The sequence below is a fragment of the Pseudomonas sp. HLT2-19-2 genome, assembly GCF_054898005.1.
The window spans coordinates 4,141,950-4,161,487 of the sequence record NZ_CM142712.1 but is presented as its reverse complement, the minus strand read 5'-3'; the positions used below and the strand labels follow the sequence as shown (position 1 = coordinate 4,161,487).

12 protein-coding genes are annotated in these 19,538 nt (G+C 58.8%); 7 read left to right on the top strand and 5 right to left on the bottom strand.

Annotated elements, in window-relative coordinates; all coding sequences use genetic code 11:
* Positions 1-33 precede the first annotated feature (33 nt).
* Entirely contained in the window at positions 34-3,333 is a 3,300-nt protein-coding gene (locus tag ACYZTU_RS19365; RefSeq protein WP_461964758.1) for a DEAD/DEAH box helicase, read from the top strand.
* Between the two features lie 143 nt (positions 3,334-3,476).
* Here the strand turns inward: ACYZTU_RS19365 and ACYZTU_RS19360 are convergent, their stop codons facing one another.
* The 3 genes from ACYZTU_RS19360 to mfd are packed head-to-tail and all read right to left on the bottom strand — an operon-like array spanning position 3,477 to position 10,217.
* On the bottom strand, positions 3,477-6,167 hold the full coding sequence (locus tag ACYZTU_RS19360) for a DEAD/DEAH box helicase (RefSeq protein ID WP_461964757.1): 2,691 nt from the start codon (positions 6,165-6,167) through the stop codon (positions 3,477-3,479).
* 11 nt (positions 6,168-6,178) lie between these two features.
* Entirely contained in the window at positions 6,179-6,757 is a 579-nt protein-coding gene (locus ACYZTU_RS19355; protein ID WP_461964756.1) for a CsiV family protein, read from the bottom strand.
* 10 nt (positions 6,758-6,767) lie between these two features.
* Positions 6,768-10,217 carry a transcription-repair coupling factor gene (mfd, locus tag ACYZTU_RS19350; protein ID WP_461964755.1) on the bottom strand — a complete coding sequence of 1,150 codons (3,450 nt, stop codon included), beginning with the start codon at positions 10,215-10,217 and terminating at the stop codon, positions 6,768-6,770.
* A gap of 362 nt (positions 10,218-10,579) precedes the next feature.
* Here mfd and ACYZTU_RS19345 point away from each other — a divergent pair, with 362 nt between their 5' ends.
* The 3 genes from ACYZTU_RS19345 (at position 10,580) to sthA (ending at position 14,794) form a co-directional block, all read left to right on the top strand.
* Positions 10,580-12,043 (top strand): glyceraldehyde-3-phosphate dehydrogenase, encoded by a 1,464-nt coding sequence (locus ACYZTU_RS19345; protein ID WP_449646015.1) that lies wholly within the window; start codon positions 10,580-10,582, stop codon positions 12,041-12,043.
* 168 nt (positions 12,044-12,211) lie between these two features.
* Entirely contained in the window at positions 12,212-13,192 is a 981-nt protein-coding gene (locus tag ACYZTU_RS19340; RefSeq protein WP_461964754.1) for an FAD:protein FMN transferase, read from the top strand.
* Positions 13,193-13,399: 207 nt separating this feature from the next.
* A complete protein-coding gene (gene sthA, locus ACYZTU_RS19335) occupies positions 13,400-14,794 on the top strand; it encodes a Si-specific NAD(P)(+) transhydrogenase (protein WP_449646013.1) in 1,395 nt (464 codons plus the stop codon).
* Positions 14,795-14,836: 42 nt separating this feature from the next.
* Here sthA and ACYZTU_RS19330 read toward each other — a convergent pair whose 3' ends face one another.
* Positions 14,837-15,559, bottom strand: a complete 723-nt coding sequence (locus tag ACYZTU_RS19330; RefSeq protein WP_461964753.1) for a glycerophosphodiester phosphodiesterase — start codon at positions 15,557-15,559, stop codon at positions 14,837-14,839.
* A gap of 14 nt (positions 15,560-15,573) precedes the next feature.
* Positions 15,574-16,155: a PilZ domain-containing protein gene (locus ACYZTU_RS19325; protein ID WP_461964752.1), complete on the bottom strand. Its 582-nt coding sequence runs from the start codon at positions 16,153-16,155 to the stop codon at positions 15,574-15,576.
* 94 nt (positions 16,156-16,249) lie between these two features.
* On the opposite strand from ACYZTU_RS19325, the gene ACYZTU_RS19320 reads away from it, so the two are divergent.
* From ACYZTU_RS19320 to ACYZTU_RS19310, 3 genes are all read left to right on the top strand, one after another.
* Positions 16,250-17,500, top strand: a complete 1,251-nt coding sequence (locus ACYZTU_RS19320) for a lipoprotein-releasing ABC transporter permease subunit (protein WP_461964751.1) — start codon at positions 16,250-16,252, stop codon at positions 17,498-17,500.
* 7 nt (positions 17,501-17,507) lie between these two features.
* Positions 17,508-18,191 (top strand): lipoprotein-releasing ABC transporter ATP-binding protein LolD, encoded by a 684-nt coding sequence (lolD, locus tag ACYZTU_RS19315; protein ID WP_282377618.1) that lies wholly within the window; start codon positions 17,508-17,510, stop codon positions 18,189-18,191.
* A 65-nt stretch (positions 18,192-18,256) separates the two neighbouring features.
* On the top strand, positions 18,257-19,501 hold the full coding sequence (locus ACYZTU_RS19310; protein WP_449646009.1) for a lipoprotein-releasing ABC transporter permease subunit: 1,245 nt from the start codon (positions 18,257-18,259) through the stop codon (positions 19,499-19,501).
* The last annotated feature ends 37 nt before the right edge of the window (positions 19,502-19,538 follow it).

Sequence of the window (19,538 nt, the reverse complement as noted above, 5' to 3'; positions counted from 1 at the left end):
TAAACTTCAGTCACTTTAAGAAGCGTTTATTTTATGCTGACAATTATTGAGCAACTTCATGAACTGCCGTGGACGGAGGCGTTCAGTCGTCGCTCTCTGGATAAGGCTTGCGGATACGCGCAGGACAACAGGGTGCAGATCCGCAAAGTCGAGGACACTTCCATCTTCGCGACGTGCAAAGGCTCCCAAGGAAACGTCTACGAGCAAATCATTGAGCTTATCCAGGTTGTCGGTGAGTTTGAGCTGGCCTGCAGTTGCTCTTGTCCTGTGGTGGTTAATTGCAAGCACTGCGCAACCGTGCTTTACAGCTTGCAAGAACTCCCCGGGGACTCATTCAAAAGTGACGCTCCGGCCAAGCTGAATCTTGAGTTAGAGCGCTGGCTCGATGGTATTCCCCTTGAGACCGAAAATCGCGATGGGGTTGCTCAGAGTGCCGGCACGTGCTGGGTATATAAACTCAAACCGACGTCTGCTGCCGGCAAGTGGTTACTGGAAATTTACAAGGCTCGTCAGCTCAAGGACGGCCGCTTGCAAGACATCAGATCGGTGTTGTCGCCGTCAGACGCGCTAATGAGAGAACCAGGCTATCTGTCCGAGCTTGACTTGCGCATCGCCAGATTGCTGGTCGCCGTCCACTCCTACCACTCGTTTTACAGTGGTTACCCCCTCCAGGGCAGTAGTGGAGCTGAAGTTCTCCGATTGGTATTGCAAACCTCAAGGCTGTTTCTCGACTTGCAAAAATTGCAGCCGCTGGTACCTGGAGCGAGCAGGCTGGGGCATTTCGCTTGGGCCGAGCAAGCCAGCGGCGGCTTCCGGCCTCAATGGCGGAGCGACCACGCACCCGAAGAAACGGTTCTTGCACTGGAACCCTTGTACTACCTGGACCGCGAGCGGATGGAGATCGGACTGCTGCAAGGCGAGTTGGACGAGAAACTGGCCTGCCATTTGTCATTGGCGCCTGAGATTCCGGCGCGCCAGGCCATGCAGTTCAGTCATCGCATCAGTGCTGTGACTCGCGTTGTGCCCCCTCCGCATGCACTGATCGAGCGGATAGTCGATGACATCGAACCCCAAGCCTTGCTGACGCTTGCTACCAACCGTTTCAGACACTGGAAGTATGAGCCCGAGCACCGCGCCGCGTTGGCGTTTACCTACAACGGCCATGTGGCGGCGGACAAGAAATCCGCGGAATTACTGATTCTGTCCGGCACTGAAACCCTGCGAATTCAGCGCAAACCCGCTGCTGAAAAAGCCTTGCGCCTGGCCTTGCAAAAACAAGGTTTCAAAAAAGCTACCCGTAAAAGTGATGCGTTGCCCGATAGCGCGGGTGAAATGTTCAATATGCCGGATGACTCGGCGTGGATTGCCTTCGTGCAATCCGGAGTGCCCGTGCTCAGAGAGGCTAATTGGCAGATCAGCATAACCGACGGCTTTCATTTCAATTTTCAGCCCGTGGATGAATGGTATGCCAATGTCGAGGAATCGCCGGGGCGCGAATGGTTTGATCTGCAGTTGGGTGTCGTGGTCAATGGCGAGCGACACAGTTTGCTGCCGATCCTGCTGCAACTGTTGCGCAGGCAACCGCAGTTGATGGAACCGGGCAACCTGGCCATGCGCGACGATGACGATCAGGTGCTGATCGATCTCAACAGTGGTCAACTCGGTGCCAAACCTGGCATCAAAGTCGCGCTGTCCCTCGGGCGGATCAAGCCGTTAATGGCTACGCTCAGTGAGTTGTATTTGAACGTGACCAGCGGTGATTCGCTGCGCTTGAGTGGCCCTGATGCGGCGCGCTTGAGTGCGCTTGAAGGCCTGCCATTAGTGTGGCAGGGCGGCGAGCGTTTACGTAGTTTCGCAAAACGCTTGCGTGAATCAACTCAGCAAAACGTTGCTGCTCCTCAAGGCCTCAACGCCGCACTGCGGCCTTATCAGCTTGAAGGCTTGAACTGGATGCAAACCCTTCGTGAGCTGGAGGTCGGCGGTATCCTCGGCGACGACATGGGCTTGGGCAAGACGCTACAAACCCTGGCTCATCTGCTGTTGGAAAAGCAGGCGGGTCGACTCGATCGGCCAGCGCTCGCGGTGATGCCGACCAGCCTGATTCCCAATTGGCTAGACGAAGCGGCACGCTTCACTCCGCAATTGAAAGTCCTGGCACTGCATGGCGCCGCTCGGCAAAAGGACTTCATCAACCTTGCTGAATACGATCTGGTGCTGACCACCTATGCGTTGCTGCCGCGTGATCTTGAGGTTTTGCAACCACTGGTCTGGAGCGTGCTGATTCTCGATGAAGCGCAAAACATCAAAAATCCGCTCAGCAAGGCCGCTCAAGCTGCCCGGGATCTGGAAGCTCGGCAGCGTTTGTGTTTGTCCGGCACGCCGTTGGAGAATCACCTTGGCGAGTTGTGGTCACTGTTTCACTTCTTGTTACCCGGCTGGCTTGGCGACAGTAAAACCTTCAATCGTGACTACCGTACCCCGATCGAGAAGCACGGCAATATCGAACGGATGCAGCACCTGACGGCTCGAATAAAACCCTTTCTGCTGCGTCGCAAGAAAGAACAGGTCGCCACCGAGTTGCCGCCTAAATCCGAGATTGTGCATTGGGTCGAACTCAGCGATGGGCAGCGGGATGTCTATGAAACCGTGCGTGTGGCGATGGACAAGAAGGTGCGTGACGAAATTGCCCGAAGCGGTGTTGCGCGTAGCCAGATCATCATTCTCGATGCCTTGCTCAAGCTGCGTCAGGTGTGCTGCGATCTACGGCTGATCAAAATGCCCCTGACGGCAAAAGCACTTCGTGCGGGCAGCGGCAAGTTGATCGGCCTGATGGAGATGCTCGAAGAATTGCTCAGCGAAGGCCGCAAGATTTTGTTGTTCTCGCAGTTCACGTCGATGCTTGCATTGATTGAGGAAGAATTGCAGCGGCGAGGGATCGGTTATTCATTGTTGACAGGTGAAACGACGGATCGGCGCACGCCGGTCAAAGACTTTCAGGGCGGAAAGGTGCCGTTGTTCCTGATCAGCCTCAAGGCAGGCGGGACAGGACTGAATCTGACAGCGGCGGACACGGTCATCCACTTCGATCCTTGGTGGAATCCTGCCGTTGAAAACCAGGCGACGGACCGTGCTTATCGTATCGGTCAGGATAAGCCGGTGTTCGTCTACAAGATGATTGCGCGCGGCACGGTGGAAGAAAAAATACAGGCGCTGCAGCAGGAGAAGGCGGCGCTGGCCGGGGCGGTGCTTGAAGGTGGGACGACCGGCGGGTGGAAGCTTGAGCAGAGTGACATTGAAGCGCTGTTTGCGCCATTGCCAGATGTGAAATCCTGATAAAGGGTTACTTCAGTCAGTCCGAGTTGAACCCTTCGCGGGCAAGCCTCGCTCCTACGCGTTTTGAGTTGATCGCGACATTTGTGGTCAATATAAAACTGTAGGAGCGAGGCTTGCCCGCGAAGGCAATCTAACAATCACCGCTATTTTTCGAGTTTGTCCGGCAGCGGCGCAAACAACGCTTCAATATCATCACTCTGCAACTTCCAGTCCCCGGTCTTGCGCCCATCCAGCACGCCGGCCGCCAAGTCGGATTTTTCCTTCTGCAGATGCTGAATCTTCTCTTCTACCGTGCCTCTGGCAATCATCTTGTAGACGAACACCGGCTTCTCCTGACCAATGCGATACGCCCGATCAGTCGCCTGATTTTCCGTCGCCGGATTCCACCACGGATCGTAATGAATCACTGTGTCGGCTTCGGTCAGGTTCAGGCCAACGCCACCGGCCTTCAGGCTGATCAGAAAGATCTGATGCTTGCCGCTTTGGAAGTCTTTGACCGGGGCGCGCCGGTCGCGGGTCTGCCCGGTCAGCAGCGCATAATCGACCCCGCGCTTTTTCAGCTCATCTTCAATCAAGGACAGCATCGAAGTGAACTGTGAGAACAGCAGAATCCGCCGACCCTCATCGAATAACTCTTCCAGCATTTCCATCAGGCTGTCGAGCTTGCCGGACGTGCTGCCGCGAGTGGGCAGGGCGGCGTCATTGACCAGGCGCAAATCGCAGCACACCTGACGCAGTTTCAGCAGCGCCTCAAGAATGATGATCTGGCTGCGCGCTACGCCCTTGCGGGTAATCTCGTCGCGGACTTTCTTGTCCATGGCCAAACGCATGGTTTCGTACACGTCACGCTGGGCTTCGTTGAGCTCGACCCAATGGATGATTTCGGTTTTCGGCGGCAGCTCGGTCGCCACCTGTTCCTTGGTTCGGCGCAGCAGGAACGGTTTTATCCGACCATTGAGGTGCTGAAGTCGTACCTCGCTGGCGCGCTTTTCAATCGGCACACGGTAATCGCGGTTGAAGCTTTTCACGTCACCAAGCCAGCCGGGCAGCAGGAAGTGAAACAGCGACCACAGCTCGCCCAAGTGGTTTTCCAGCGGCGTGCCGCTCAGGCACAGGCGCTGACGAGCATTCAACTCGCGGGCAGCGTGGGCGGCCTTACTGTTGGGGTTCTTGATGTATTGCGCCTCATCCAAAACCAACACGTGCAATGGCTGCGCCGCCAGACGTTCGACGTCCTTGGGCAGCAACGCATAGGTGGTCAGGATCACGTCGTAATCGGCCAGATTGTCGAAATGCTTTTTGCGACTGGCACCGTACAACGCCAGCACCTTGAGTTGCGGTGTGAAATGCGCCGCTTCGTCGAGCCAGTTGGGGATCAGGCTGGTGGGCATCACCACCATGCACGGCCGATCGAGGCGTCCCGCGTTCTTCTCACTGAGAATGTGCGCCAGGGTCTGTAGGGTTTTGCCCAGTCCCATGTCGTCCGCGAGGATCCCGCCAACTTCCAGTTGCCGCAACGACTGCATCCAGCTCAAGCCTTCCAGCTGATAGGGGCGCAAGGTCGCGTTCAAGCCTTCCGGTGCGGTCGTGGTGAAGTCCTTGATGTCCCGCAGGCGCTGGGCAAAGGTGCGAATTTGCTCGCCACCTTCCCAGAGCAACTGCAGGTCTTCCAGCGGATTCAATCGCGTGGCATCGGCCTTGCTCAGGCGCAGCGCAGTTTCGCCGGGCCCTTGCAGGTAGAACTCGCCGAGGGTCGCCAGCACCGGTTTCAACCGACCGAAGGGCAGGGCGACTTGCAGCGGGCCGTACTTTGAGTTTGGGCGGTTGGGGATGTTCACCAGGATCAACTCATCGTCGCGACGTCGGGCGAGGCGTTCCGGGTTGAGGATCTCGGTGTGGGAGCGCATCAGGTTCAACAGGATCGGCAACAGGCTCAGCCGTTCGCCGTTGACGATGATCCCCAGTTCCAGGTCGAACCAGTCACGCTCCGGCGCCTGCTCTACGGTGGCGTACCAGTCGTCCACGGCAGTCAGGTCGAAACCGAAGTCTTCGTCGATCTGCAGTTCCCAGCCCTGAGTGCGCAGCTTCGGCAGTTCATTGAGGGTGAAGGTCAGCCAGGCGCTGTCGTTGACCATCTCGAAGAGCTCGCCGGCACTTTCCGGCAAGGCCTTGCTTTGCCGGGTGGCGATTTTGAAGCCGAGGATTCGCAGTTGTTCCCGGTAGGTCTGTTCGACTTCCGGGTGACGTTTTATCCGCAGTGTCTGGGTTTCCTGACGAATCAGGATGTCGGCGTTCTTCTGCCCGCTAACGTATTCATCCAGGTAGTTAAAAGACAGCGCCGCGCGATGTTGGATGTAGCGCTGCATCTTGCCGTTGCGCGGTTCGAACGCGCTGAATTCAATGCTCGCCAGCCACAGGCGCGGCACCGGTTGCACGTTATCCACCAGCACCTGCGGCGGCGCTTTCGCGCTTCGGTTTTCCAACACCGCCTGAAGTTTTTCCAGTAGCTCCGCGTCTTGCGCCGCAGCGGGGTAGGCGAGGGTTTCCTGCACTTTCAGTAGCACCGCCGCGCAGTGTTTGCAGTTGCTGTGGACCGGGCAGGTGCAGGTGGCCTCAATCATCAGCAAGGTGGCTTTGGCCGACTCGCGCAGGCGAATGGTCTGACGGTAAACGTTACCGCCAGAGCCTTCGCAGGCGGCGATGATCGTGGCGTCGCCGGCCTCGACGATCCTGACGCGGTTTTCCAGCGCGTAGCGGCGGCCACGCTCCAGGCTCTGTTCCTTGAATCGGCTGACCCAGGAAGATGCCAGGGGTTTGCTCAGGGTCGGGGGCATAAGGACTTCAATCAGTCCGGAATTTCATCGGGGACTGGCCGAGGCGCAGGGGCGGTCAGGGACGTGATCTTGATCAGCAGGCCGAGGTGGCCGTTGTCGAGGAAGTTCAGCTGGCCGTTCTTGGTGTGGCTTTCCTGTTTCAGGCGTTCGCTGGCGGTGACCATGCCGCTGGCGTCGATCTGGTTGACCCAGAAGTCGGCGTCGACGTCGGTGAAACGTCCCAGTTTCATGCTCAGCGTGCCCTCGATCGGGAACTGGCCGAACTGTTCTTTGCCCTCGCTGATCGCAACTTTGCTGGCTTCTTCGCCAAGGTTCTGTTGCCAGGCCTTGTGCAGCAACACCGTGTATTCATTGCTGGCGGTGAGTTTTTCCACTTCAGCATTGAGGCTCGGCGTGCGCTGGCTGTCGGGGCTGATGGGCTGAGCTCCGGCAGCCCAGTCTTCCGGCGCGGCGCGGCTGACGATGGCGGGCACGGCGTTTTGGCGGACCAGAATCATTTCAATCTGATACAGGTCATCGGCAAATGCCGTAGGGGCGACCAGCGCTGTTATTAACAATGTCAACAAGGTCAGTAAGCGAAACAGGCGCATGCGGCGTCCTTCAAGCAGTTTTCGGAATGAGGTGCTCAAACAGCGCCTCTACAGTATTAAAGCGCTCTTCCGAGCGCTCCATCGGCACCTGGAATTTAAACATCGTGGCGCCTTCGAATTTGTAACGTTTGGGCTGGCTCTGGATCAGCTTGATCAGCGTCAGCGGGTCAACCGGCGTTTGCGCCGCGAACTCGATTCGACCCCCTTGCGGGCCGCCGTCGACTTTCTTGATGCCCAGTAGCTCGGCCTGCAATTTCAGTGCGGTGATGCGCATCAGGTTCTTGGTTGGCTCCGGCAACAGGCCGAAACGATCGATCATCTCCACTTGCAGGTCCTTGAGGCCTTCCTCATCGGTGGCCGAGGCGATGCGTTTGTAGAGAATCAGTCGAGCATGCACGTCCGGCAGGTAGTCCTCGGGAATCAACGCCGGTACTCGCAAATTGACTTCCGGGCCGCCACCCAGCGGTTGATCGAGGTTAGGTTGTTCGCCCTTGCGGATCGACTTCACCGCGCGCTCGAGCATTTCCATGTACAGCGTGAAACCGACGGCCTGAATCTGCCCGCTCTGACCATCGCCGAGCAGTTCGCCGGCGCCACGGATTTCCAGGTCGTTGGTGGCGAGTACAAAGCCCGCGCCAAGATCCTGTGTGTTGGCGATCGCTTCCAGACGTTTTTCCGCATCGGGAGTGATCTGCTGACGCGGCGGCGTCAGCAAATAAGCGTAAGCCTGGTGGTGACTGCGACCGACTCGGCCGCGCAATTGGTGCAGCTGCGCCAGGCCGAACTTGTCGGCGCGCTCGATGATGATGGTGTTGGCACTCGGTACGTCGATGCCGGTCTCGATGATGGTCGAGGCGATCAGCACGTTGAAGCGCTTGTGGTAGAAGTCGCTCATCACCTGTTCGAGATCGCGTTCGCGCATCTGCCCGTGGCCGATGCCGATCCGCGCCTCCGGCACCAGTTCGGCGAGGTCGGCGGCGCACTTCTCGATGGTCTTCACGTCGTTGTGCAGGTAATAGACCTGACCGCCACGCAACAGCTCACGAAGCAAGGCCTCTTTGACCGTGCTCTTGTTTTGCTCCATGACGAACGTCCGTACCGACAGGCGACGGGCCGGGGGCGTGGCGATGATTGACAGGTCGCGCATGCCCGAGACCGCCATGTTCAGCGTGCGCGGAATCGGCGTGGCGGTCAGGGTGAGGATGTCGACTTCACTGCGCAGGGCCTTGAGCTGTTCCTTTTGGCGGACACCGAAACGGTGCTCTTCGTCGATGATCACCAGCCCCAGGTTTTTGATTTTTACGTCGTCTTGCAGCAGCTTGTGCGTGCCGATGACGATGTCGATCTTGCCTTCGGCCAGATCCGCGACCGCAGCATTTATTTCTTTGGTCGACTTGAATCGGCTCATCACTTCCACGCTCACCGGCCAATCGGCGAAGCGGTCGCGAAAGCTGTTGTAGTGCTGCTGCGCGAGCAGGGTGGTCGGCACCAGAATCGCCACCTGACGACCGCCGTGTACTGCGATGAAGGCTGCGCGCATCGCCACTTCGGTTTTGCCGAAACCGACGTCGCCGCAGACCAGGCGATCCATCGGTTTCGGCGCGAGCATGTCGGTACGCACCGCTTCGATGGTGGTTTGCTGGTCCGGGGTTTCTTCGAACGGGAAACCGGCGCTGAAGGTTGCGTAATCGGCTTTCGGGTCGGCGAACGCATAACCTTCGCGAGCTGCGCGGCGGGCATAGATGTCGAGCAACTCGACGGCGACGTCGCGCACTTGTTCGGCGGCTTTGCGTTTGGCTTTCTGCCAGGTCTCGGAGCCGAGACGGTGCAGTGGGGCCAGGGCATCGTCGCTGCCGGTGTAACGGGCGATCAGGTGCAGGTTGGCCACCGGCACGTAAAGCTTGGCGTTTTCGGCGTATTCAAGGGTCAGGAATTCGGCGGCCTGATTATCGATCTCAAGAATCGTCAGCCCGAGGTAACGCCCGACACCATGATCGATGTGCACCACCGGCGCACCTTCGCGCAGCTCGGTGAGGTTTTTGATGACAGCATCGTTGTTGGCGTCGGCGCGTTTCTCGCGGCGACGGCGCTGCATCACGCGCTGACCGAACAACGGGCTTTCGGCGACCAGGGCCAGCGCCGGGTCGTCGAGCACCAGGCCTTCGTCGAGCGGCGCGATGGTGATCGCCAGGCGCTCCTTGCTCGCGACGAAGTCCGGCCAGCTGTCGACGGTTTTCGGTCGCAGCTTCAGGCGTTCCAGCAACTCCAATAGCACTTCACGACGGCCCGCAGACTCGGCGGTAAACAGCACGCGACCGGGGAATTCATCAAGGAAGCCTGCCAGCGCCGCCAACGGTTGAGTCGCCTTGGCTTCAATGGCCAGGTTCGGCAGTTCTCGAGCAGGGAAGCGCTCGCGGCCGACGCCCGTTTCCACGTCCTGCTGACTGGCGACCACGCGCGGCCAATTCTTCAGTCGAGCGAAGCAATCTTCCACCGGCAGGAATAACTCGGCTGGCGGCAATAAAGGACGAGCCGGATCGACGCGGCGTTCTTCATAGCGATTGCGCACGTCGTTCCAGAAGTTTTCCGCCGCCTGCTCAATGCCCGGTAAGGAAAACACTTGCGTGTCCTGCGGCAGGTAATCGAACAACGTGGAGGTTTCATCGAAGAACAGCGGCAGGTAGTACTCGATACCGGCCGGTGTAATCCCGCTGCTCAAATCCTGAAAGATCGGGCAGCGACGGAAATCCACATCGAAACGCTCACGGAAGCGCGCCTTGAAGCGGGTGACTGCATCTTTCTGCAGTGGGAACTCGCGAGCTGGCAGGAGGCGAACCGTTTCCACTTTGTCGATGGAGCGCTGGTTTTCCGGATCGAATGTACGAAGGGTCTCGATTTCGTCGTCGAAAAGGTCGATGCGGAAAGGTAATTTGCTGCCCATCGGGAACAGATCGATCAGCGAGCCGCGTACGGTAAATTCGCCATGCTCGTAGACGGTATCGACGTAGCGATAGCCACTGGCCTCAAGCCGGGTGCGCATTTGCTCGACATCGAGCTTCTGGCCGATGTCCAGCACCAGGCTGCTGCCGAGCAGGAATTTGGTCGGCGCTAGGCGATGCAAGGCCGTTGTGATCGGCACGACCAAAACGCCATGACTCAGCTCCGGCAATCGATACAGCGCGGAAATTCGCTGGGAAATAATGTCCTGGTGCGGCGAAAACAGATCGTAGGGCAGGGTTTCCCAGTCCGGGAAATGCAGCACTGGCAAATCCGGGGCGAAGAAACTTAGCTCCTGTTCCAGCCGTTCGGCACTTTGGCTGTCGGCGGTCAGTAGCAGGGTAAAGCGCTTGGCAGCGCTGGCGGCCTCGGCGATAGCCAGGCTCAGGGCTGCACCGGGCAGATTGCCCCAGTGCTGTTTACCTGCCGCAGCAGGGAGAAGCGGTAGACGCAGAACGGGCACGGAAGGTTGAGCTCCAAGCGTTGCGACAAAGTCGGTAATTGTAGCGGTCTCAGGTGCCGGCTGTCAGTTGCATATATGTCTATTACGCGGGTTGGGCGAAATGTAGTGGTAAAGACAAAATCCGGTCGTTTTTTAGTGAAAACTACCAATTATGTAGTGGCAAAACGAACAGGTGTTACGGATGGTTACGGATAAGGCAGCGCTAACCCCAAAAAATTGACGGCGCTGGAGGCCCCGGTTTTAATGGGCTTTAGCGGTGCGTGGTTTTTTTGAAGAGGATTTTGTTACTGGCCGCGCGACAGGCGCGCATTGCTACGGGAGGCACTCGGCGGCATAATGTAGCCCCTTTTTTCTGCCCCTACATGTGGAAGGTTCCCGTGACTCAGAAGCCCGACCAGTGTCTTGGTGAATGGATCGACCGTGAAGCACTCGCAGAAGCGATGATTCCGCTTATCGGTCAGCTCTACCGCAACAACAGCGTGGTGAGCTCGATCTATGGCCGCAGCCTGATCAATCGTTCAGTCATTGCGATTCTCAAAGCCCACCGCTTTGCCCGCCATCGCCAGTCCGACGACAGCGAACTGTCCGTCCACGAAACATTCCCGCTGATCAAAGCCATGAGCGAGCTCAAACTCGGCGCCGCTTCGGTAGACCTGGGCAAGCTTGCAGTCAAGTTCAAGGCCGAAGGCAATGGCCGCACTGCCGAGCAGTTCGTCCGTGAAGAAATGGCTGACGTCGTTGGTCAGCAAAACATTTCCGCCCGCAAAGGCACCGACGTTGTTCTGTACGGCTTTGGTCGTATCGGCCGTTTGCTGGCGCGCATCCTGATCGAGAAAACCGGTGGTGGCGACGGCCTGCGCCTGCGTGCCATCGTCGTCCGCAAGGGCGCCGAGAACGACCTGGTGAAACGTGCCAGCCTGCTGCGTCGCGACTCGGTTCATGGTCCGTTCGATGGCACCATCACCATTGATGAAGCCAACAACACCATCACCGCCAACGGCAACCTAATCCAGGTTATCTACGCGAAAAACCCGACCGAAGTCGACTACACCCAGTACGGCATCAAAGACGCGCTGCTGGTGGATAACACTGGTGTGTGGCGTGACGCCGAAGGCCTGGGTCAACACCTGGCTTGCCCGGGCATCGACCGCGTTGTTCTGACCGCACCTGGTAAAGGCAAGCTGAAGAACATTGTTCACGGCATCAACCACGGTGAAATCACCGCTGACGACAAGATCGTTTCGGCCGCCTCCTGCACCACCAACGCCATCGTGCCGGTGCTGAAAGCGGTTAACGACAAGTTCGGCATCATCAATGGACACGTCGAAACCGTTCACTCGTACACCAACGACCAGAACCTGATCGACAACTTCCATAAAGGCGATCGCCGTGGCCGTAGCGCCGCGTTGAACATGGTTATCACCGAGACCGGTGCTGCCACCGCTGCTGCCAAGGCACTGCCTGAACTGGCCGGCAAGCTGACTGGTAACGCGATCCGCGTTCCGACGCCAAACGTGTCGATGGCCATTCTCAACCTGAACCTTGAGAAAGCCGCCACCCGTGAAGAGATGAACGAATACCTGCGCTACATGGCGCTGCACTCCGATCTGCATAAGCAAATCGACTACGTCAATTCGCAGGAAGTGGTTTCCACCGACTTCGTTGGCTCGCGCCACGCAGGCGTTGTGGATGCTGAAGCAACCATCACCCAAGACAACCGCGTTGTTCTGTACGTTTGGTACGACAACGAATTCGGTTACAGCTGCCAGGTGGTTCGCGTGATGGAAGACATGGCCGGTGTAAACCCGCCCGCATTCCCGCGCTAAGCATTAGCTGCACATGAAAACGCCCCGACTATGTTCGGGGCGTTTTTATTTGTGCGGTGTTCGCTCCCACTCTTCTACCGCATAATGGCGAGCCTTGGCGTTGTGTCATGGGACTCTCCAGGGGATGCAGGATTGTTGAAATGGCGGCTGTGCGGTTTTGTGGTCCTGATGGGCGCCCTGACAGGCTGCGGAAACGGAGATTCCATGGAAAGCTTCGGCGGCCCGACCATGGGCAGCACGTATTCGATCAAGTACCTGCGCCATGCCGGTCTTCCCGCCCCGGCCGAGGTCCGTGTCCAGGTCGAAAAGATCCTCGCTGAAGTCGATCAACAAATGTCGACCTACCGCAGCGACTCGGACATCGAGCGCTTCAACGATCTACCCGCCAATCGCTGTCAGAAAATGCCCGCGTCGATCCTCAAACTGGTGCGCGTCGGTGAGCGTCTGTCGGAACAAAGCGAAGGTTCCTTCGACTTGACGGTGGAACCTCTGCTCAACCTCTGGGGTTTCGGCCCGCAGGCTCGCGAGGAAAAAATCCCCGCGGCCCAAGCGCTGGCCGAAGTGCGGCAGCGAGTCGGTTACCAGCACCTGCGTATCGATGGCGATCAACTGTGCAAGGACGCCGCCGTCGAGGTCGACTTCAATAGCATCGCCGCCGGTTACGCGGTCGATACGATTGCCGCAAAACTCGACGGGATGGGCATCCATAACTACCTCGCCGAAGCCACCGGCGAACTCAAGGCTGCCGGTAAAAAACTTGACGGCTCACCGTGGCGCATCGCCGTGGAAGAACCCCGCGACGACCAGCAAGTGGCCGAGCGCATCATCGCTGTCGACGGTTACGGCGTTTCTACCTCCGGCGACTATCGCAACTATTTCGAGCAGGACGGTCGGCGTTATTCCCACACCTTCGATGCCCGCACCGGGGCACCGGTCTTACACACCTTGGCGTCAGTCACGGTGATTCATCCTTCAGCATTGATGGCCGATGGCTTATCGACGCTGTTGCTGATTCTGGGTCCCGAAAGGGGTTGGGACTATGCCGAAACGCATGACATCGGTGCATTCTTTGTGATCCGTGCCGATACAGGTTTCGTCACACGAACCAATCAGGCTTTTGAACGCTTGAGTGGCGGAAAAACCGAGTGATGACGGCGATTCAAGCATCGAAGACTGGCGTTGTAGTGCAGGCAAAAGTAGCCTACGACGCGACCAAGGGTTAATGTGCCCGGCGTTGACGCTTATATAGACTGTGTCCGGGTTCTGCACTGGCCCCAAATTGTTCCTTCACGCCGCAGATCGGCGTGATTTAGCCGCAGGTGCCGATGGCGCCGCGGCCTGTTCTGAGGAGTACGCATGGCTGTCTACAACTACGACGTGGTGGTGCTGGGTTCCGGCCCGGCGGGAGAAGGCGCGGCAATGAACGCCGCCAAAGCAGGGCGCAAGGTGGCGATGGTCGATAGCCGTCGCCAGGTCGGCGGCAACTGCACCCACCTGGGTACCATCCCGTCCAAGGCACTGCGTCACTCGGTCCGGCAGATCATGCAGTTCAACACCAACCCGATGTTCCGGGCCATTGGTGAGCCACGCTGGTTCTCGTTCCCGGACGTGCTGAAAAGCGCCGAAAAAGTCATCTCCAAACAAGTCGCATCGCGCACCGGCTACTACGCCCGTAACCGCGTCGACGTGTTCTTCGGCACCGGCAGCTTCGCCGACGAGCAAACCATCGAAGTGGTCTGCGCCAACGGCGTGGTCGAAAAACTGGTGGCCAAGCACATCATCATCGCCACCGGTTCGCGCCCGTATCGCCCGGCGGACATCGATTTCCACCACCCGCGTATCTACGATAGCGACACCATCCTCAGCCTCGGCCACACCCCGCGCAAACTCATCGTTTACGGCGCTGGCGTAATCGGTTGCGAATACGCCTCGATCTTCAGCGGTCTGGGTGTACTGGTTGAACTGGTGGACAACCGCGGTCAGTTGCTGAGCTTCCTGGACTCGGAAATTTCCCAGGCCCTGAGCTATCACTTCAGCAACAACAACATCACGGTTCGCCACAACGAAGATTACGACCGCGTCGAAGGCGTGGACAACGGTGTGATCCTGCACCTCAAGTCCGGCAAGAAGATCAAGGCCGACGCCTTGCTCTGGTGCAACGGTCGTACCGGCAACACCGACCAGTTGGGTCTGGAAAACGTCGGCGTGAAGGTCAACAGCCGCGGCCAGATCGAAGTCGACGAGGCCTACCGTACCTGCAAGCCGAACATCTACGGCGCCGGTGACGTGATTGGTTGGCCGAGCCTGGCCAGTGCTGCTCACGACCAAGGTCGTTCGGCTGCTGGCAGCATCGTTGACAACAATAGCTGGCGCTTCGTCAACGACGTGCCGACCGGCATCTATACCATTCCGGAGATCAGCTCGATCGGCAAGAATGAGCAGGAGCTGACTCAGGCCAAGGTGCCGTACGAAGTGGGCAAGGCGTTCTTCAAGGGCATGGCGCGTGCACAGATCGCCGGCGAGCCTCAGGGTATGCTGAAGATCCTGTTCCACCGCGAAACCCTGGAAGTGCTTGGCGTTCACTGCTTCGGTTATCAGGCGTCGGAGATCGTTCACATCGGTCAGGCGATCATGAACCAGCCGGGCGATCTGAACACGCTGAAGTACTTCGTCAACACGACGTTCAACTACCCGACCATGGCCGAAGCCTATCGGGTAGCGGCGTACGATGGCCTCAACCGGCTTTTTTGAGCGGCTCCGGCCGGTGGCCTGAGCCGGCCGGGGAGACCGATTTCAGCAATTCTCGAGCGTGGCGCTGGCCAAACCGGGAAAGTCTGTAATCAGGCTGTCAACGCCGAAGTCGGCGAGTCTGCGCATAAGCGCGGGCTCGTTGACTGTCCATACCGACACATGCAGCCCCTGACGCTGCGCCTTCTGCAGGCGTTCCGGCGAACACAGGGTCCAGTTCAGCGCGAGAATCTCACAGCCATAGCTTTGCGCGACCTTCAGCGGGTCGAGCCAGGCGTACTCGGCCACCAATCCGCGGGACACGTCCGGCACCAGGTCCAGTGCGGCTTTCAAAACTTCGCGTGAACTCGAGGTGATCGTGACTTTGTCGAGCAGGCCGAAACGCTGAGCCATTTCGCGAATCGCCAACACCGTCGTCGCGGCGCGGGTGCGTGAAGCGCTTTTGACTTCCAGCTGCCAGTGCTCGAAATCGCATTTCTCGAACAGTTCTTCCAGTGTTGGAATCGGGCAGGGCTTGATCCAGCCCGGGCCGCCCTTGCGCGCGTCGTAAGTCACCAGCTCGGCCGCCGTGTGCTCGACGACTTTGCCGCGACGGTCGGTGGTGCGCTTGAGCGTCGGGTCGTGGATGACCATCAGTTCGCCGTCCATGGCCAGGTGCAGGTCCAGTTCGCAGCGGCGCACGCCGTGCTTGAGGCATTGCTGAAAGCTGGTCAGCGTGTTTTCCGGTGCTTCGCCCTTGGCGCCGCGATGGCCGTAGATGTGAGTCACGGTTCTTCCTTAAATTAAATGCCTGATTCGTTTTGTTCGCGGGCCAGACGTCGTTCCTGAGCCTGCTTCTGCAAAATGTAGCGGGCCAGCAATTGGCGCTGGGCATCGGTCGGGTACTCGAACTCGGTACCGACGTCGTAGCCGTCGCCTTTGCGATCGCAATGGGTGACGCGAGCCCGCAACAAGAGTCCGAGGGCTTGCGGCATCAGCACCAGTTTGACCGACAGGCGTGCGTCCTCGGCAATGGGCGTCGGATGCTGAAACTCGATCCCGCCTTCGGAAATAATTACCGGCTGCGGCTCGCCGATCTGCCCGAGCACGGTGATTGCGATCACCTGGCTCAGCAAATCGATGCGTTTATTCTGAGATTTCAGGAACGCCGCGAGGTTCCGGTCGCGCTCACTGATTTGGCGCAACAAGTGCTGTGACTCGAATTCGCTCAGGTGCAGTTCGCTGAGCAAGTTGAACAGAGGAGAAGCATCCTGCAACACTTCCTGGCCTGCGGCTTCGGGAGCGGACAGGGGCCGAATTTCCAGTGCGATCGTGTCCTCGATACGGTAGTATTCGCGGCGATCTTCTTCATCTAATGTCGACATGGCGAACCCATGGTAGCGGCGGTGGTCTGAGTGTAAAGCTGGTTATCGACCCCCGCCACAAGGACGTTCCTTTTCCCTCCGAACAAGCCCCGACATGTTCAGACCTCTCTTCGTATTTATTGGCACGCGTTATACCCGTGCAAAGCGTCGCAATCATTTTGTGTCATTCATTTCCCTGACCTCGATGATCGGACTCGCCCTTGGCGTGGTCGTGATGATCGTTGTGCTGTCGGTCATGAACGGCTTCGATCATGAAATGCGCACCCGCGTGCTGGGCATGGTGCCCCACGCGACCATCGAGTCCGGTGAGCCGATCAGCGACTGGCAAAGCCTGGCCGCCAAGGTCAAGCAGAACCCGCAGGTGACGGCCGTGGCGCCGTTTACCCAGATGCAGGGTTTGCTGACCAACAACGGCAAAGTCTCCAAAGTCCTGCTCAATGCCATCGACCCTGCGCTGGAACGCCAGGTCTCGATCATTGATAACTTCATGCAGCAGGGCAAACTCGACGACCTGGCGCCGGGCAGTTTCGGCATTGTCATCGGCGACAAGGCGGCGGCCAAGCTTGGCGCTGCGGTCGGTGACAAGCTGACGTTTGTGGCGCCTGAAGTCACCGTGACCCCGGCCGGGATGTTCCCGCGCATGAAACGCTTCACGGTGGTCGGCATCTTCCACGTCGGCGCCGGCGAGCTGGATGGCTACCTGGGCATCACCAATCTTCAGGATCTGGCCAAATTGCATCGCTGGAAACCGGATCAGGTCCAGGGCATTCGCCTGAAGTTCGATGACCTGTTCCAGGCGCCACGCGTCGCGTGGACTATCGCCCAGGAGCTCGGCGAAGACCATTTTTATGCCCGCGACTGGACGCGCAGCCACGGCAATCTGTATCAAGCGATCCGTATGGAAAAAGCCATGATCGGTTTGCTGTTGCTGCTGATCGTCGCCGTCGCTGCGTTCAACATTATTTCCACACTGGTGATGGTGGTGAACGACAAGAAGGGCGACATCGCGATTCTGCGCACCCTTGGCTCCACGCCAGGGCAGATCATGGCGATCTTCATGGTCCAGGGCACGGTCATTGGTGTGATCGGTACGCTGATCGGCGCCGTGGTCGGGATCTTCGCGGCGCTGAACGTCAGCGCCGCGATCTCGGCCCTCGAAGGCCTGATCGGGCACAAGTTCCTCAACGCCGACGTGTACTTCATCGATTACCTGCCGTCGCAAGTGCAGAGCCAGGATGTGTTGATGGTCTGCGCCGCCGCGTTGGTCCTGAGTTTCCTCGCCACCCTGTATCCAGCCTGGCGTGCCGCGCGCACCCAGCCTGCGGAGGCGCTACGTTATGAGTGAGTCGGGCATGAGTGATAAAGCAATCTTGAGCTGCCGCAACCTGGGCAAATCCTACGAGGAAGGCCCGGAGTCGGTTGAGGTTCTGGCGGGTCTGCAACTGGAACTGCATCCGGGTGAGCGCGTGGCGATTATCGGCACCTCGGGTTCGGGCAAAAGTACGTTGCTCAATCTGCTGGGCGGCCTCGATACGCCGACCAAGGGCAGCGTCTGGCTCGACGGCGAAGAACTCTCGGCACTGAGCGAGAAGAACCGTGGCCTGCTGCGTAACCGTTCCCTCGGCTTCGTGTACCAGTTCCATCACTTGCTGCCCGAGTTCACCGCACTGGAAAACGTCTGCATGCCGCTGCTGATCGGCAAAACCGCGATCCCTGAAGCACGTCAGCGTGCCACCGCGTTGCTGGAGCGGGTAGGGCTGGGCCATCGTCTGGAACACAAGCCTTCGGAACTGTCCGGTGGCGAACGCCAGCGTGTGGCCATCGCCCGCGCCCTGGTGAACAAGCCAGGCCTGGTGATGCTCGACGAGCCGACCGGCAACCTCGACTCCCACACTGCCCAGGGCATTCAGGATTTGATGCTGGAACTCAGCACCTCGATGCGCACGGCGTTCCTGGTGGTGACTCACGACATGAACCTGGCTCGCCAGATGGATCGCGTCCTGCATTTGCAGGAAGGTTGCCTGACGCCCATCTGATTGACCGAAACCCGGCGTACTGAAAAGTGCGTCGGGTCTTTTATTTTTATACGGTGCCCCAGCGAATGTTCAGACCGTTATCGATCTTTATCGGCACGCGCTATACCCGCGCCAAGCGCCGCAATCGCTTTGTTTCCTTCATCTCGATGACCTCGATGATCGGCCTCGCCCTGGGCGTGCTGGCGATGATCGTGGTGCTGTCGGTGATGAACGGCTTCCAGCGCGAAATGAGCTCGCGCATCCTCGGCATGGTGCCTCACGCGACGATCGTCGGCGTCAATCCGATCGATGATTGGCAGCCCGTCGCCGCTGCGGCCATGAAGAACCCTGAAGTGACGGCCGCCGTGCCGTTCACCGAGATGGAAGGCATGCTGTCCTACAAGGGGACGATGCAGCCGATCCAGGTCAGCGGCGTTGATCCGGCGCTGGAAGGCAAGGTATCGATCGTCGCCCAGCACATTGTTCAGGGCCGTCTCGATGCCTTGAAACCGGGTGAGTTCGGCGTGGTGATCGGCGAGATCACGGCACGCCGCTTCCGCTTGAACGTCGGCGACAAGATCACCCTGATCGTGCCGGAAATCAGCAACGCACCGGGCGGCATCACCCCGCGCATGCAGCGGTTGAACGTGGTCGGCGTGTTCAAGGTCGGCGCCGAACTGGACGGTTCCATGGCGCTGATCCACGTGGCCGATGCCGCGCAGATGCAGCACTGGGCGCCGAATCAGGTGCAGAGCGTGCGCCTGGCGGTGAAGGATTTGTACGCGGCGCCGAAGGTTTCCAGCGATATTGCTGGCGGGCTGGGCACCGCTTACAAGGCTGACGACTGGACCCACACTCAGGGCAGTCTGTTCAGCGCGATGAAAATGGAAAAAACCATGATCGGCCTGCTGTTGCTGATGATCGTCGCGGTGGCGGCGTTCAACATCATCGCAACCCTGATCATGGTGGTGAACGACAAGGGCGCGGACATCGCGATCCTGCGCACCATTGGTGCCACGCCGGGACAAATCATGGCGATCTTCATGGTCCAGGGCACGGTGATCGGGATTGTCGGCACTTTGATCGGTGGCGTGCTCGGCGTGATTGCGGCGCTTAATGTCAGTGAACTGGTGGGCTGGATGGAGCGGGTCAGCGGACAGCACATCTTCAGTTCCGACGTGTACTTCGTCAGTAACTTGCCGTCTGAACTGCAGGGTGGGGATGTGTTGTTGATCTGCTCGGCGGGTTTCATTCTGAGCTTCCTCGCCACCGTTTACCCGGCATGGCGTGCGGCGAAGATCGAACCTGCTCACGCGTTGCGGTATTCGTAAGTCACCTATGATCGTTCCCACGGCAGAGTGGGAACGA

Bases quoted from the DNA above. Each gene is read 5' to 3' on its own strand.
- ACYZTU_RS19320 (WP_461964751.1), top strand. From the start codon at position 16,250: ATGTTCAGACCTCTCTTCGTATTTATTGGCACGCGTTATACCCGTGCA.
- ACYZTU_RS19360 (WP_461964757.1), bottom strand. From the start codon at position 6,167: ATGCCCCCGACCCTGAGCAAACCCCTGGCATCTTCCTGGGTCAGCCGA.
- ACYZTU_RS19355 (WP_461964756.1), bottom strand. From the start codon at position 6,757: ATGCGCCTGTTTCGCTTACTGACCTTGTTGACATTGTTAATAACAGCG.
- ACYZTU_RS19365 (WP_461964758.1), top strand. From the start codon at position 34: ATGCTGACAATTATTGAGCAACTTCATGAACTGCCGTGGACGGAGGCG.
- ACYZTU_RS19310 (WP_449646009.1), top strand. From the start codon at position 18,257: ATGTTCAGACCGTTATCGATCTTTATCGGCACGCGCTATACCCGCGCC.
- lolD (WP_282377618.1), top strand. From the start codon at position 17,508: ATGAGTGATAAAGCAATCTTGAGCTGCCGCAACCTGGGCAAATCCTAC.
- ACYZTU_RS19325 (WP_461964752.1), bottom strand. From the start codon at position 16,155: ATGTCGACATTAGATGAAGAAGATCGCCGCGAATACTACCGTATCGAG.
- sthA (WP_449646013.1), top strand. From the start codon at position 13,400: ATGGCTGTCTACAACTACGACGTGGTGGTGCTGGGTTCCGGCCCGGCG.
- ACYZTU_RS19340 (WP_461964754.1), top strand. From the start codon at position 12,212: ATGGGCGCCCTGACAGGCTGCGGAAACGGAGATTCCATGGAAAGCTTC.
- ACYZTU_RS19345 (WP_449646015.1), top strand. From the start codon at position 10,580: ATGTGGAAGGTTCCCGTGACTCAGAAGCCCGACCAGTGTCTTGGTGAA.